At 44.8% G+C, this 14,786-nt stretch carries 11 protein-coding genes; 10 read left to right on the top strand and 1 reads right to left on the bottom strand.

Annotated features, from left to right (window positions below; all coding sequences use genetic code 11):
- Positions 1-148: 148 nt before the first annotated feature.
- On the top strand, positions 149-1,642 hold the full coding sequence (locus Q0895_RS03945; protein ID WP_299185666.1) for an alpha/beta fold hydrolase: 1,494 nt from the start codon (positions 149-151) through the stop codon (positions 1,640-1,642).
- A gap of 126 nt (positions 1,643-1,768) precedes the next feature.
- On the opposite strand, the gene Q0895_RS03940 is transcribed toward Q0895_RS03945, so the two are convergent.
- Positions 1,769-2,746, bottom strand: a complete 978-nt coding sequence (locus Q0895_RS03940; protein WP_299185664.1) for an Hsp33 family molecular chaperone HslO — start codon at positions 2,744-2,746, stop codon at positions 1,769-1,771.
- Between the two features lie 333 nt (positions 2,747-3,079).
- Between Q0895_RS03940 and Q0895_RS03935 the strand changes: the two genes are divergently transcribed.
- The 9 genes from Q0895_RS03935 to Q0895_RS03895 all read left to right on the top strand — a co-directional run bounded on the left by Q0895_RS03935 (position 3,080) and on the right by Q0895_RS03895 (position 14,756).
- Positions 3,080-4,057: a glutamate/aspartate ABC transporter substrate-binding protein gene (locus Q0895_RS03935; RefSeq protein WP_299185663.1), complete on the top strand. Its 978-nt coding sequence runs from the start codon at positions 3,080-3,082 to the stop codon at positions 4,055-4,057.
- 98 nt (positions 4,058-4,155) lie between these two features.
- A complete protein-coding gene (locus tag Q0895_RS03930) occupies positions 4,156-4,902 on the top strand; it encodes an amino acid ABC transporter permease (protein WP_299185661.1) in 747 nt (248 codons plus the stop codon).
- On the top strand, positions 4,899-5,570 hold the full coding sequence (locus tag Q0895_RS03925; protein ID WP_299185659.1) for an ABC transporter permease subunit: 672 nt from the start codon (positions 4,899-4,901) through the stop codon (positions 5,568-5,570). Before Q0895_RS03930 ends, Q0895_RS03925 begins: the two co-directional genes overlap by 4 nt.
- A 113-nt stretch (positions 5,571-5,683) precedes the next feature.
- Complete coding sequence (locus Q0895_RS03920) at positions 5,684-6,415, top strand: amino acid ABC transporter ATP-binding protein (protein WP_299185785.1); 732 nt, start codon at positions 5,684-5,686, stop codon at positions 6,413-6,415.
- 206 nt (positions 6,416-6,621) lie between these two features.
- A complete protein-coding gene (locus Q0895_RS03915; protein WP_299185657.1) occupies positions 6,622-7,869 on the top strand; it encodes an FAD-dependent oxidoreductase in 1,248 nt (415 codons plus the stop codon).
- 269 nt (positions 7,870-8,138) lie between these two features.
- Positions 8,139-9,911 carry an AMP-binding protein gene (locus Q0895_RS03910; protein WP_299185656.1) on the top strand — a complete coding sequence of 591 codons (1,773 nt, stop codon included), beginning with the start codon at positions 8,139-8,141 and terminating at the stop codon, positions 9,909-9,911.
- A 397-nt stretch (positions 9,912-10,308) separates the two neighbouring features.
- Positions 10,309-12,066 (top strand): AMP-binding protein, encoded by a 1,758-nt coding sequence (locus tag Q0895_RS03905; RefSeq protein ID WP_299185654.1) that lies wholly within the window; start codon positions 10,309-10,311, stop codon positions 12,064-12,066.
- A 148-nt stretch (positions 12,067-12,214) separates the two neighbouring features.
- Positions 12,215-13,825, top strand: a complete 1,611-nt coding sequence (locus Q0895_RS03900) for a carboxyl transferase domain-containing protein (RefSeq protein WP_299185652.1) — start codon at positions 12,215-12,217, stop codon at positions 13,823-13,825.
- Between the two features lie 136 nt (positions 13,826-13,961).
- Positions 13,962-14,756, top strand: coding sequence for an enoyl-CoA hydratase/isomerase family protein (locus tag Q0895_RS03895; protein WP_299185651.1), 795 nt, complete (start codon positions 13,962-13,964; stop codon positions 14,754-14,756).
- The last annotated feature ends 30 nt before the right edge of the window (positions 14,757-14,786 follow it).

The following is a 14,786-nucleotide window of genomic DNA, read 5'->3' as shown; positions in this document are numbered from 1 at the left end:
AGCTAACATCTAAAAAATCCCAAGCCAAAACTTGGGATTTTTTATTGAAGATGAGCATAGTAAGCTTATGTGACAGTATAAAGGTTTCGTTTATCTGACATAGCAGATAATATGAGTGGGTATTCTGGCCGCTAAATACGTTAAAACTATGAACAATCTAGATTCTATCGACTCGATTCACAATTTATTTGCCAAAAACAAGCTTGAGTCTAATGTAAGCTCTGGCTCTGACGTTAACACAAGGTTCCAAGGTGATCTGTATGAGGAGCTGGCAAAGCTTGAATATATCTATATCGATGATGCAATAGAATTACAGGCAAATGACGATAAGACCCTCACTTCACCTAAGCCCATATCTTTAAGCGATTTTTTTGAGGGGTTAGCGCAGCTTGCGACGATGGGAGTGGTTGAAGTAACGGATATCGTAGAAGCCATCCACCGTGAGATTGTTTTACGTCCTTTGGGGCGTTTTAATGAAGGCAATGTCAGTAAATGGCAACGTGGTCTCACAGGGCGGATATATGGTGCAGTACGTCAAGTGGCGTTGTTAGTAGGTAATAATCTAGCATTGGCACTGCGATTGTATAAAAACGTAATCAGTCAAAAAGATGCTCGTCCGCTACCAGAATCTTTTAAGCAGCTTATTAACGTCCTAAATGGTGTGATGGGCGATCATCTCGTTAATCATAATAATCCCCTTGCCATTCCAATGACACTATGCGACAGCGTCTCACGTCCAATAGGGGAACAGCTACAAAACAAAGAGATATCAGGGCGCGTTATTATCTTATGCCACGGTCTTTGTATGAGCCATCTAAGTTGGCAACCAACTGCCCATAATAGTCTTGGCGCACGTATTAGCCACAGTCTGCCAGAATCTACCATTCTATACCTTGATTACAATACCGGACGGCGCATCTCACTTAGTGGTCGCAACTTGTCCAAAGTGCTACAAGAGCTAATAAATAACAATCCAAGCATCAATCAGATAGACTTGGTTGGGCATAGCATGGGCGGATTGGTCGCTCGTAGTGCGTTGTTTTATGGTAAGCAACAAGGTTTTGAGTGGGTGAAGCGAGTTGGTAATTTGATTACTCTTGGCTCACCGCACCATGGTGCAAGCCTAGAACGTATTGGCTACTTTGTGCAAGATATGATTGCCAAGCTGCCTTTTGCAGGATCACTTGCGAAACTTGGCGATTTACGTAGTACAGGCATCATCGATTTGCGTCATGGTAGTATTCGTGACGATGACTGGATGTCTTTAGAAGGCCGCAGTGTACTGCCGCAAGAGTTTCTTCATCCTGCGCGTTTGCCGCTGCATGTGAATACTTATTTTGTCGCAGCCACGCTGGTTGAGGCTCATTATGACTCTAAAGCGACAAGCTTATTAGGTGATAGTTTGGTGACGATAGAATCCGCGTTAGGAGAGCATGATGGTGAGCATGCTTTGTCAGTCCCTGAAGGGCACAAGGCCATTTTTTATGGCGTAAGTCACTACAATTTACTTTATAACGACAGGGTACACAAACAGGTTGTCGCATGGTTGTTGGATAATGGCCAGAGTAGCGCCAATCAAGAAGGAGATATATTTGGCAATTGCATACATTCTTATCCCGAAAACATCGAAGTGAGAGTTTAGGTTTTTAGTCTTTTAGGTATGTAGCCTCACTTTATTATTTAGATTCATCTAGTAAAACAAAACCCCCGAGCATCACACTCGGAGGTTCTTATCATCGCTACAAATAAAAAATCAAGCTAATGACAACTACTCAGCAAATATCGCTACCACATCGTCTTTGTCAAATTTATAGACTTCACCGCAAAATCCACAATCCATCTCAAAAGTACCGCCTTGCTCCTCGATGATATCTAGAGCTTCTGCCTCACCGATTTGCTCAATCGCCATCTCTGATTTTTCACGCGAACAAGTGCAGCCAAAAGTCAGCTCGACAGGGTCAGGCACGACGACGTTTTCTTCATTATATAAGCGATATAAGATTTCGTTGGTATCAAGTGTGGTCAGCTCTTCAGCTTTGACTGTATGAGTCAAAACGCTTAAACGCGTCCATAAGTCATCATCGATACCCGCATCTTTGTTTTGCTCTACTTCATGGGTTTCTTCAGCAGTACGTGGCAGCATTTGTACCAATATGCCACCTGCTTGCAAACCGTCAGATGCCAAATTAATCAGCGTAGGAATTTGTGCAGATTGCTTTTGATAATGTGCCAAGCAGTCAGCCAAATTGTCATGGCTACGCTCGACGATACCTTGATATGCCTCACCGCCATCCGGCTGGATATTAATAAATAATACACCTTGACCCATCGCGCCAAGTTCAGCGAAGGCTTCATTAGCATGGGTCATATTTTCCCACGCTTGCACTTGCTCATCGGTATCAGCTTTCCAGCTAGCAAGCGCGCGAATGATACCGTTTTGATCACATTCAGCCATTGCCCAATTTAGCAAGCTGTCACTGTCTGATGACTGTAATTGGATAGACAAGCGGCCGTCTATTTTAACAGTACCGATAAGTAAACTGGCCGCCGTCAGCATTTCGCCTAGCAAGCGTTTAATGGCTTCAGGGTAGGGCTTTTGAGCGATAGTACTGGCATAACTACGTGATAGACGGACGACGTCACCACGTACAGGTGAATCTTGAATAAAAAAGCGCTGACGTACATCATTACTGGTAGAAGCCATGTCAGCTGTCGTTACTTGAGTGTTGTGATTGGTTTGAGTCATAAGTCGTTAGTATAGTTAAGAAGTTGCTAACTTTATGGGGATTATTGATGAATTATCAACGATGACAAAGCAGTAACACACTCTTCAAGCTTTACCATTAATGGTCGCTCAAGTCTTTAGACGTCGTTTTTTATGCGGTAAGAGGGAGTATAAGCGTATATGAAATATTATGAATATACGTAAGAAAAATTACCAACCTAGCTAAAAGTGTTGTACAGTAACATTAAGTTGCTCTATGATAACTGAAAGTAACAGCAAGGATGCTGGACAGTAGTATAGAAAACGTCCAGAGTTTTCACTGATTTGTACTAATCTGATAAAAGGATGTATCTTATGGCTTACTCGCTCTCAAAACCTCTAACGCTAGCTGCGGTTATGGCGCTTGGCTTAGCTGGCTGTAATAATAGTAATCAAACCACCAGCGAAGCTCCAGCAGATGATACTGCAACGACAGAGACTACGGCGAACTCTAATGGTACCCTACAAAAAATAAAAGATTCGGGCACTATTGTCGTCGGTTATCGTGACTCCTCAATTCCGTTTTCTTATATCGCCGATGATCCTAATCAGCCAATGGGCTATGCACACGATCTAGAGATGAAAGTCGTCGAAGCAGTTAAGCAAAAGCTCAACATGCCAGATCTAAACGTCCGTTACAATCTCATTACCTCGCAAACTCGTATTCCACTGGTACAAAACGGTACGGTAGATTTTGAATGTGGCTCAACGACCAACAATGAAGAGCGCCAAAAACAAGTTGCTTTTTCTAATGGCTTTTTTGAGATTGGTACGCGCTTGTTGACCAAAACTGACTCTGGCATTCAAGACTTTGAAGACTTAAAAGGCAAAACCTTAGTTACTACGGCAGGCACAACTTCAGAGCGTTACATTCGTCAATACAATGATGAAAACAATATGGACACCAATATCATCTCTGCAAAGGACCATGGCGAAGGTTTCTTGATGCTAGAGAATGGCCGTGCCGATGCCTTTATGATGGATGATGTACTGCTCGCCGGCGAGAAAGCCAAGGCCAAAAACCCTGATGAATGGGTTATCGTTGGTGAACCGCAATCGTTTGAAATCTATGGCTGTATGATGCGTAAAGACGACCCTGAGTTTAAAGCGGTGGTCGATGAGGCGCTTGCCAATACCTTTAGCTCAGGTGAGATTAACAACATCTATGATAAGTGGTTCTTAAACCCTATTCCACCAAAAAACGTCAATTTAAACTTTGAGATGTCAGACAACTTAAAAGCTTTAATTGCCAATCCACATGATAGTGCCCAGCCAAAAGACGCTGCACAATAAGACATTTGTCCCTCACTATAGCCGACTCATACGCCTAAGAGATTATTCGAGATAAACCTGGCGTATGAGTCTATCTTCCGCTGCTCGGAGAGACAAAAATGAATTATAGCTGGAACTGGGGTGTGCTCTTTGAGCAGACTGGTATCGGTAATGAGCTGTACTTACATTGGATGATCACCGGTCTTGGCTGGTTGTTACTAATTGGTAGTATCGCATGGGCGATAGCCATGGTTATTGGTACCATCTTCGGTATCATGCGCACCTTGCCAAGTAAGACTGCGCGCAGTATTGGCACCGCCTATGTCACTTTTTTTCGTAATATCCCTTTATTGGTTCAATTATTCTTTTGGTTTTATGTCGCCCCTGGCTGGCTGACACCGACCTTACAAGAATGGTGGTATAAGGACTTGTCTCCGAATACTTCAGCCATGCTCTCAGCAAGTATCGGCCTTGGCTTATTTACCGCTGCGCGTATCGTTGAGCAAGTACGTACAGGTATCGAGTCATTACCACAAGGTCAGATCAATGCAGCTTACGCTCTTGGATTTAGTGTTCCGCAAGCTTATAAAGAGGTCTTATTACCACAGGCCTTTCGTATCATCTTGCCGCCCTTAAGCTCTGAGCTGACCAACTGCTTTAAAAACGCATCAGTGGCCTCTTTGGTAGGGGTGATGGAGCTCATTAGTCAGACCAAAACCATTAGCGAATATACTCAAAACAACATTGAGATTTATACTTATGCGACTGTTATCTATTTGGTATTCAATCTATCCTTAATCGCCATCATGGGTTTGATTGAGCGCAAACTGCGTGTGCCTGGGCTTATTGCAGGGAGTCAGAAATGAGTATGATGACCGAACTTGCAACGGCCTATCCAGGTCTAATGGGTGGTATGCTAACCACCTTAAAAGTATTATTTCTCGCCATCCTTGGTGGTATCAGTTTAGGAACGGTACTCGCTTTGATGCGTCTATCTGGTATCAAAGTGTTAGAAGTACCGGCTAAACTCTATGTCAATTACTTTCGTTCTGTACCGCTGCTACTAGTATTGTTATGGTTTTATTTTGCCGTACCGATGATCTATTTTTGGGTAGCGGGTAAATACCTGCAACTTGATGCCGCTTTTGCCTCATGCGTCGTTGCTTTTATGATGTTCGAAGCCGCTTATTTTTCAGAAGTGGTGCGGGCTGGTATTCAGTCTATTGGTAGCGGCCAAGTCAATGCTGCAAAAGCTTTGGGTATGACTTACGGGCAGACCATGCGTTTGGTCGTACTACCACAAGCATTCCGAAAAATGCTGCCGCTTATCTTGCAACAATGTATTATTTTATTCCAAGATACAACGTTGGTATTTGCTATCGGTTTGACAGACTTTTTCCGTGCAGCCTACGTACGTGGTGAGCTGATGGGTTTATTGACGCCTTATATTTTAGGCGCAGGAGCGGTATATTTTGTCATCAGTTTGAGCGCTTCTATCGGTGTACAACATGTGCAAAAACGTCTGAGGTTTTGAGTTTTTTAATAATTTTAAAATAATGTGGTTAGGAGCCAGCGATGAGTAGTGCTGATACGTATACAAATGACTTTGGCGGACTGGTTACGAACAATGGTCATGCTAGCGATGAGATGGTCATTCAAATGACTGACGTCAGCAAGTGGTATGGTGACTTCCAAGTTTTGAGCGATTGTACTGCTCACGTACATAGGGGTGATGTGGTAGTGGTTTGTGGCCCATCAGGTAGTGGTAAATCTACCTTAATCAAGACTGTCAATGGGCTCGAACCTTTTCAAAAAGGTGAGATTATGGTCAATGGTATCTCAGTCGGTGCGCCAAAGACTGACTTACCTAAGCTGCGTAGTAGCGTTGGTATGGTGTTTCAGCACTTTGAGCTGTTTCCGCATTTAACCATTATCGACAATCTGACCGTTGCACAAGTCAAAGTGTTAGGCCGTAAGGAGTCTGATGCCAAAAAAAAGGCGATGGCATATTTGGATCGAGTAGGATTGACAGCGCAAGCGGCGAAGTATCCAGCCGAGTTGTCTGGAGGTCAACAGCAACGCGTCGCCATTGCTCGTGCGCTGGCGATGGACCCCGTAGCAATGCTGTTCGATGAACCAACCTCGGCGCTTGATCCAGAGATGATTCAAGAAGTGCTCGATGTGATGGTAGAGCTGACCCGCGATGGTATGACGATGATGTGTGTGACTCATGAGATGGGCTTTGCCAGTCAGGTCGCCAACCGTATTATTTTTATGGATGAAGGTTATATCGTCGAGAACTGTAGTAAAGATGAGTTCTTTGAAGGCGCAAAAAGTGAACGCGCGCAGCTGTTCTTATCGAAGATTCTTAATCATTAATGTACAACACTATATTTCGAGTCATTTCTAAAGCGTCTATAAATAAATAGGCGCTTTTTTGTGTGAGTAAATATATATTTTCAATATTGATAGGAGTGAGCACATCGTAAGCGACGCGGGAGAATAGGTGAGTGCATGGCTGTTTACTGTTACAATAAGGGCAATCATATTCAACAAACATAATAGTTAACTTAATGGGAGCTTGTATGAGTGCAGAACATTCATCTACATCGAAAGGTGTGGTCATTGTAGGGGCAGGGCTGGCTGGTTGGCATGTCATTGATGCCATTCGTGCGAAAGATAAAGACATTGCAATCACTTTAGTCACGACAGATAGTGCAGATCGTTATCACAAACCAATGTTAACCATGGCGATTAGTCAAAACAAACGCGCCTCAGATTTAGTACGGGCTACAGGTAGTGATGCAGCTAAGGCTGCAAACGTCAATTTACTCGCCAATACCCAAGTTAGTGACATCGATGCCGCCAGTCAGCAATTACATCTTGTCTCTGCTACGCGCTCAGATCCGGCCAATGTGGATTACGCCACTATTGGCTATGATAAATTAGTATTAGCAATGGGCGCTCATCCTATCTTTCCGCAAAGCTTGCCAGAAGATTTGGTTTGGCACGTCAATCATATCGAGCGCTTTGGACAGCTGCAAGAGAAGCTGGCAACAGGTAGTCAGCATGTCGCTATCGTCGGAGCTGGTATGGTTGGGACGGAGATTGCAGAAGATTTGCTAAAAGCTGGACATGAAGTGACGCTGATTGATTTAAATGATGCACCGCTTTCACAAATGCTGCCGCCAAAAGCAACGGCTCGTATCGCTCAAGCAGTCAAATCTCAAGGGATTAACTTTTTGGGTGGTTATCAAGTGTCTGGCGTTACGCGAGTTGATGACAGCGCCAATGCTAATGACAGTACAAGCGGTCATGATAAATTACAAGTAGATTATAAGCCGATAGCAGGTGCCGATAGTACGGCTGATCAGCAACCTGAACCCTTAATCGTAGACCATGTGATAGCTAGTACAGGCCTCACTGTCGACGATAAGTTGCCTGCTGCTGCTGGTGTTGAGTTCAATCGTCGTACCGGTATCGTGGTCGATGCGACAACACTACGTACCAATGCTTCTAATATTTATGCCATTGGTGACTGTATGTCTATCAATGGAGTTGCCTGCCGTTACGTCGCCCCGCTGCGTGCGCAAGCTGCAACTATCGCTGATGATATTTTGGGTCATGAACATGACGGCTACGATCACAAGCCGCCGATGATTCGTCTAAAAAATAAAGCCATCTCTGTCATGGCGACTGGGGTGCCACAAGCGACGGGTAATTGGCAGGTAAAGACTGAAAGTGATGAAGAGCTAATCATGGAATTGTTAGATGATAACGATGAAATCAGTGCGACAGTCACTATTAAAGCGCCTGTAGTACCAAAATCTTAATTATTAAAAACGTCTACACCATAGCCAGTGCTGCAAACCTAATGCAGCGCTGGCTTTTTTTATGATTGATTAATCTGTTATATCACTAATAACTGATACGTAGTGTATCAATATTATTGACAGGCTTTTATTTAAGGGGCTATATTGATTAGGACGTGATTTAACTATACTGTCTAGTTAACAGAATATTCAAGGAAGAATATGTTATTTACCTTAGCAGCGCATTGAATGCTCATAATAAAATTACCAGCAAAACGAAAGGACTCGTTATGACTCAGCACACCGATTTTGACAACACTCTTAACAACAGTATTCTTGATAATGTTCCCAAAGTTAATATAGGCGCGCGCTCGGCGAATGCGCCCCTCTCCCAAAGCCATGATAAAGGACTTGAGGTGCCGCTGATTGAGGCGACCATCGGAGATTTTTTCGATGCCATTGTCAATAAATATCCTGAACGTGAAGCCTTGGTTTCTCGCCATCAAAATATCCGTTGGACTTACCGCGAGCTACAAGAAAAAGTCAATCAGTTAGCCAGTGCCATTATTGAGATGGGGCTTGAGATAGGTGATCGTATCGCTATTTGGTCGCACAATAATAGCGAGTGGCTGCTGATGCAATTAGCAACAGCAAAAATTGGCGTTATCTTAGTCAATATTAATCCTGCTTATCGAACTTTTGAGCTGCAATATGCGTTAAATAAACTAGGCTGCTCGGCATTGGTATTGATGCGTCATTTCAAAGATAGCGACTATGCGCAAATGATTCGCGAGCTATGTCCTGAAATTTATCATAAAAGCTATAATCAGCTTGATTTGGTCGAGATTCCTACTATTGAACGTATCATTTGGATTGATGAGCCAGAGAGTGATGAGGTCTTTAATTTTATGCAAAAGTTCTCTACGTGGATGGCAGAGGGTGATGCCAATGATCCTCGCGTAGCGGAACGCCAAGCCTCGCTCAAAAACACCGATGCTATTAGCGTACAGTTTACCAGTGGTACGACTGGCACACCAAAAGGCGCTACCTTAACGCATCGCAATATCCTAAATAACGGCTATTTTATGGGCGAGGGGATGAGGCTGACAGAGGAGGATAGGCTATGTATCCCACTGCCGCTCTATCACTGTTTTGGTATGGTGGGTGGCAACTTAGCTATCTTAACCCACGGTGGCTGCGCGGTGTATCCCAATGATGGCTTTGATCCGCTAACAGTATTGCAGACAGTGGAAGCAGAGAAATGTACCGCCTTACTTGGCGTGCCGACGATGTTTATCGCAGAGCTTGATCATCCAGACTTCGATAGCTTTGATTTGTCCAGTTTGCGCACCGGTATCATGGGCGGCTCGAGCTGTCCGATTGAGGTCATGCGCCGCGTCATGGATAAGATGCACATGAGTGAGGTGACCATTGCTTATGGGATGACCGAGACCAGTCCAGCTTCTTGTCAGACCAGCTCGCAAACGCCCCTTGAAAAAAGAGTGTCGACAGTGGGAATGGTACTGCCAGCACTTGAGGTCAAAATCGTCGATACCGAAACGGGTGAGGTCGTCCCGATTGGAGAGACAGGCGAGCTACTCACACACGGCTATGCGGTCATGAAAGGCTATTGGGGTAGCCGCTTTAAAACACGTGCGGCAATCACTGATGGCTGGATGCATACGGGTGACTTGGCAACGATGGATGAAGAGGGCTATATTACGGTAGTTGGGCGCAGTAAAGATATGATCATTCGTGGCGGCGAAAACATCTATCCAGTAGAAGTGGAAAACTATCTGTATCGCCATCCTAAGATTCGTGATGTGCAAATCGTCGGCGTGCCTGATAAAAAGTATGGAGAAGTATTGGCGGCGTGGATTATTGCCAAAGAGCCAGGTAGCTTGAGCGAAGAAGAGGTAAAACAATTTTGTCGTGACCATATCGCTCATTATAAAGTGCCGACCTACTTTCGCTTCGTTGATGAATACCCGATGACCGTGACGGGTAAAATTCAGAAGTATAAAATCGTTGAACAAATGATAAAGGAGTTGGGCTTAGAGTAGGCTGTAGTAGATAGACGCCAACAAATATAAATGATTCATTTATAAGCACTAATTTGTAAGCGTTATTATTATAAAGACTTACAACTGAATGCTAAAGATATAAAGACAGAAGTGTTAAACACTGATAAAGTCAGTTTTAAACCACTATGGTATAAAGCTGACTTTTATGATTTAAGCCATATAATTTAAATCATACAAAAGACACGTCGTTTAATAAGAAATCATTCATTTATTTTATGTTTTCTTTTTAAATGATACATATTGTATCGCTATCATTGACAGTCTTTCATTTGAAGCGGTATAGTAGATAATAATATATGATATATATTCAAGGATGAAAGATCAGCTTATATGCTGGTTTTATATAGAATAAAAAAGTAAAACGAAAGGACTCGTTATGACTCAAAATATTGATTTCGATACTATCTTAGCTAACATTCCTAGTGTCAATATGGGCGCAAAATCTGCCAACGCGCCGCTCAGTGAAAGCTATGACAAAGGCCCCGATGTGCCGCTCATTGAAGCGACCATCGGTGATTTCTTTGACGCTATTGTCCATAAATATCCAGAGCGCATGGCGCTAGTCTCTCGTCATCAAAACATTCGCTGGACTTATAAGCAGCTGCAACAAAAGGTCAATCAGTTGGCAAGTGCCATTATTGAGATGGGGCTTGAGATTGGCGATCGCGTCGGTATTTGGTCTCATAACAATAGCGAGTGGTTACTCATGCAATTAGCGACCGCTAAAGTCGGCGTTATCCTCGTCAATATCAATCCTGCCTATCGTACCTTTGAGTTGCAGTATGCCTTGAATAAACTTGGCTGCTCGGCATTGGTGCTCATGCGCCACTTCAAGACCAGTGATTATACGCAAATGGTGCGAGAGCTGTGTCCGGAGATTTATCATAAAACTTACAATCAGCTGGATTTGGTCGAAATACCGACGATTGAGCGTATCATTTGGATCGATGAGCCAGGGAATGATGAAACTTTTAGTTATATGCAAAAGTTTTCTGACTGGATAAGCGAGGGTGACCCGAACGATCCACGCGTTGCCGAACGCCAAGCACAGCTCAAAAATACTGACGCTATCAATGTCCAATTTACCAGTGGTACGACTGGCACACCAAAAGGTGCGACCTTAACCCACCGTAATATCTTAAACAACGGCTACTTTATCGGTGAGGCGATGAATCTCACTGAAGAAGATATCTTGTGTATTCCTGTGCCGCTTTATCACTGTTTTGGTATGGTGCTCGGCAATTTGGCCATTTTGACGCATGGCGGTTGTATCGTCTATCCCAACGATGGTTTTGAGCCATTAAGTGTCCTGCAAGCGGTCGAAGAAGAAAAATGTACTGGTTTGCATGGGGTGCCAACGATGTTTATCGCGATGCTTGATCATCCAGACTTTGATCAATACGATTTATCTACACTGCGTACTGGTATTATGGCAGGCTCTAGCTGTCCGATTGAAGTCATGCGCCGCGTCATTGATAAGATGCATATGAGTGAGGTTACCATTGCCTATGGCATGACCGAGACCAGTCCAGTATCTTGTCAGACTAACAAGCACACACCGCTTGAAAAGCAGGTTTCTACTGTCGGATTGGTGCAGCCAGCGCTTGAAGTCAAAATTATCGATACAGAGACGGGCGAGACTGTCCCACTAGGAGAAAAAGGCGAGCTACTCACGCGCGGCTATTCGGTGATGAAGGGATATTGGGGTGACCGCTTCAAGACACGCGCGTCCATTCAAGACAATTGGATGCATACTGGGGATTTGGCCACTATGGATGAAGATGGGTATGTCAAAGTGGTCGGACGTAGCAAAGATATGGTCATTCGCGGTGGCGAGAATATCTACCCAGTAGAGATTGAAAACTATCTGTATCGCCATCCCAAGATTCGCGATGTACAAATCGTTGGCATACCTGATGCTAAGTATGGTGAAGTACTAGCGGCTTGGATTATTCCTAAAGAGCCTGATTGCTTAACCGAAGAAGAGGTTAAAGAATTTTGTCGTAATAATATTGCCCACTATAAAATACCTACTTACTATCGTTTCGTCGAAGAGTACCCAATGACCATTACGGGCAAAATTCAAAAGTATAAAATCGTTGAGATGATGAAAGATGAGCTAAGCTTAGAGTAAACTTGTTTAACTGAAATATCTAAGCCTGAAACATTTGAGTCTAAAACAATAAAGATTAATCATGTGAGTAATGCTTGAAGTAACCAGCAGTTAAAATAATTTGCATAAAAAGGCTACTTGCATCTACGCAGCAAAGAAAAGGGATATCATGAGCACTATCATAACCAGTAAACTGAGTCCAAACGCCAGTGACTTTCAGCAAAACAGTGCCGCCATGCAAGAAATCGTCGACGACTTATATGTACACCTACGTAAAGTCGCTCAGGGTGGCTCAGAGCGGGCGCGCGCCAAGCATTTAGCACGTGGTAAGCTGCTGCCGCGTGAGCGAGTCGAGCGTTTGCTGGATGTCGGCACCCCATTTTTAGAGGTCGCTCCGATGGCCGCGCACGACATGTATGGCGAAGAGATACCCGCCGCGGGCGTGATTGCCGGTATCGGCCGTATCAATGGCACTGAGTGTATGATCGTCTGTAATGATGCTACGGTAAAAGGCGGCACCTATTATCCCATGACGGTCAAAAAGCACTTGCGCGCGCAAGAAATCGCACAAGAAAACAATTTGCCTTGCGTGTATTTGGTGGACTCAGGCGGCGCAAATTTGCCCAACCAAGATGATGTGTTCCCTGATAAAGAGCATTTCGGCCGTATCTTTTTTAATCAAGCCAATATGAGTGCGGCGGGTATCCCGCAAATTGCTGTGGTTATGGGCAGCTGTACGGCGGGCGGTGCGTATGTGCCGGCGATGAGTGATGAGTCTATCATCGTCAAAGAGCAAGGCACCATCTTTTTGGGTGGGCCGCCACTAGTAAAAGCGGCGACAGGTGAGGAAGTCAGCGCCGAGGATTTGGGTGGCGGTGATGTGCATACCCGTCTGTCTGGGGTGGTCGATCATTTGGCACAGAGCGATACGCATGCGTTATCGATTGCGCGTGATATCGTCAGTCACCTTAACCGTCCAGCCAAGCAAATCCCCAATCAAATCAAGCCGCGACCACCGCGCTACGATGCCAAAGAATTATACGGCATCATTCCGACCGATAAGCGCAAACCCTTTGATATTAAGGAAATTATCGCTCGCATCGTCGATGACAGCGAGTTTGATGAGTTTAAAGCGCGCTTTGGCACCACGCTGGTCTGCGGCTTTGCCCATATCGAGGGCATGCCAGTCGGCATTATCGCCAACAATGGCATCTTGTTCAGCGAGTCGGCACAAAAAGGCACGCACTTTATCGAGCTGTGCTGCAAACGTAAAATCCCGCTGGTATTCCTGCAAAACATCACTGGCTTTATGGTTGGCCGTAAATACGAAAACGAAGGCATCGCGCGTCATGGTGCTAAGATGGTCATGGCGGTGGCTAATGCCAAAGTACCGAAGTTTACCGTCATCGTCGGTGGCTCGTTCGGTGCAGGTAACTACGGTATGTGTGGCCGTGCTTATAGTCCGCGCTTCTTATGGATGTGGCCAAATGCGCGTATCTCGGTGATGGGTGGTGAGCAAGCGGCATCGGTCTTGGCCACTGTTAAGCGTGACAACTTCGAGCGTAAAGGCGAAGAATGGAGTAGCGAGGACGAAGCGGCCTTTAAAGCGCCGATTCTCGACATGTATGAAGAGCAAGGTCATCCGTATTATGCTACCGCGCGTCTATGGGACGATGGGGTGATTGATCCTGCCGATACGCGTAGCGTGCTAGCATTAGGGCTAAGCGCTGCCTATAACGCACCGATTGAAGAGACTACTTACGGGGTCTTTAGGATGTAGATTGGTACTATATTTTCGATGAAAGAGTGCGTTGGTTTAAAATAAAAATTGGGTTACTAAGGCAGAGAACATTACGCAAAATTATCCGTAAAAAAAGACATGCAAAAGTTACCACAAAATATTGAGATAACCCTATATGAATAATTATAAAAGCCTATTGGTTGATATCGAACAGCACGTGGCGACGGTGACGCTAAACCGCCCTGAGATACGTAATGCCTTTAACGATGAAATGATCGCTGAGCTGACAGAGGTTTTTACCACGCTTGGCACTGATGATAATGTGCGAGTCATTGTGCTAGCGGCGGCTGGGAAAGCGTTCTGTGCGGGCGCCGATCTAAACTGGATGCGCGCCATGGCGGATTATAGCTATGAAGAAAATCTAGCCGACGCCGATAAACTCGCGCAAATGCTCAAAACTATTTATGAGTGCCCAAAACCAACAGTTGCCGCTATCCAAGGCGATGTCTATGCAGGTGGCATGGGTTTGGTCGCCGTCTGTGATGTGGCCATCGCGGTGAAGATTGCCAATTTCTGTCTCAGTGAAGTCCGTCTGGGCTTAGCGCCTGCCACCATTAGTCCGTATGTCGTAAGAGCATTAGGGGCTAGAGCGTCGCATCGCTACTTTTTAAGTGCAGAAGTATTTGATGCCAAAAAAGCGCGTCAATTAGGCTTTATCCATGAGCGCGTCAGTGAGGAAGCGCTCGACGATGCGGTGGCAACGTTTTGTGCCAAGATGGTCAAAAACAGCCCCGATGCGGTAAAAACCTGCAAGCAGCTGTTGCATGATATTGCAGGCGCGCCCATTAGCGACGATCTGATCGCCGATACGGTAAAAGGCATCGCTGATATTCGCTCATCCACACAAGGTAAGGAAGGCGTGCAAGCGTTTTTGCAAAAACGTAAGCCTGATTGGTTGACGGCAGACTAGCGACAAAAAACGATAGCCAAGCCGACAAAT

The organism is uncultured Psychrobacter sp. (assembly GCF_947495825.1).
Classification (GTDB): domain Bacteria; phylum Pseudomonadota; class Gammaproteobacteria; order Pseudomonadales; family Moraxellaceae; genus Psychrobacter.
The sequence above is the reverse complement of the archived record's forward strand: the minus strand, read 5'-3'. Positions and strand labels throughout refer to the sequence as shown.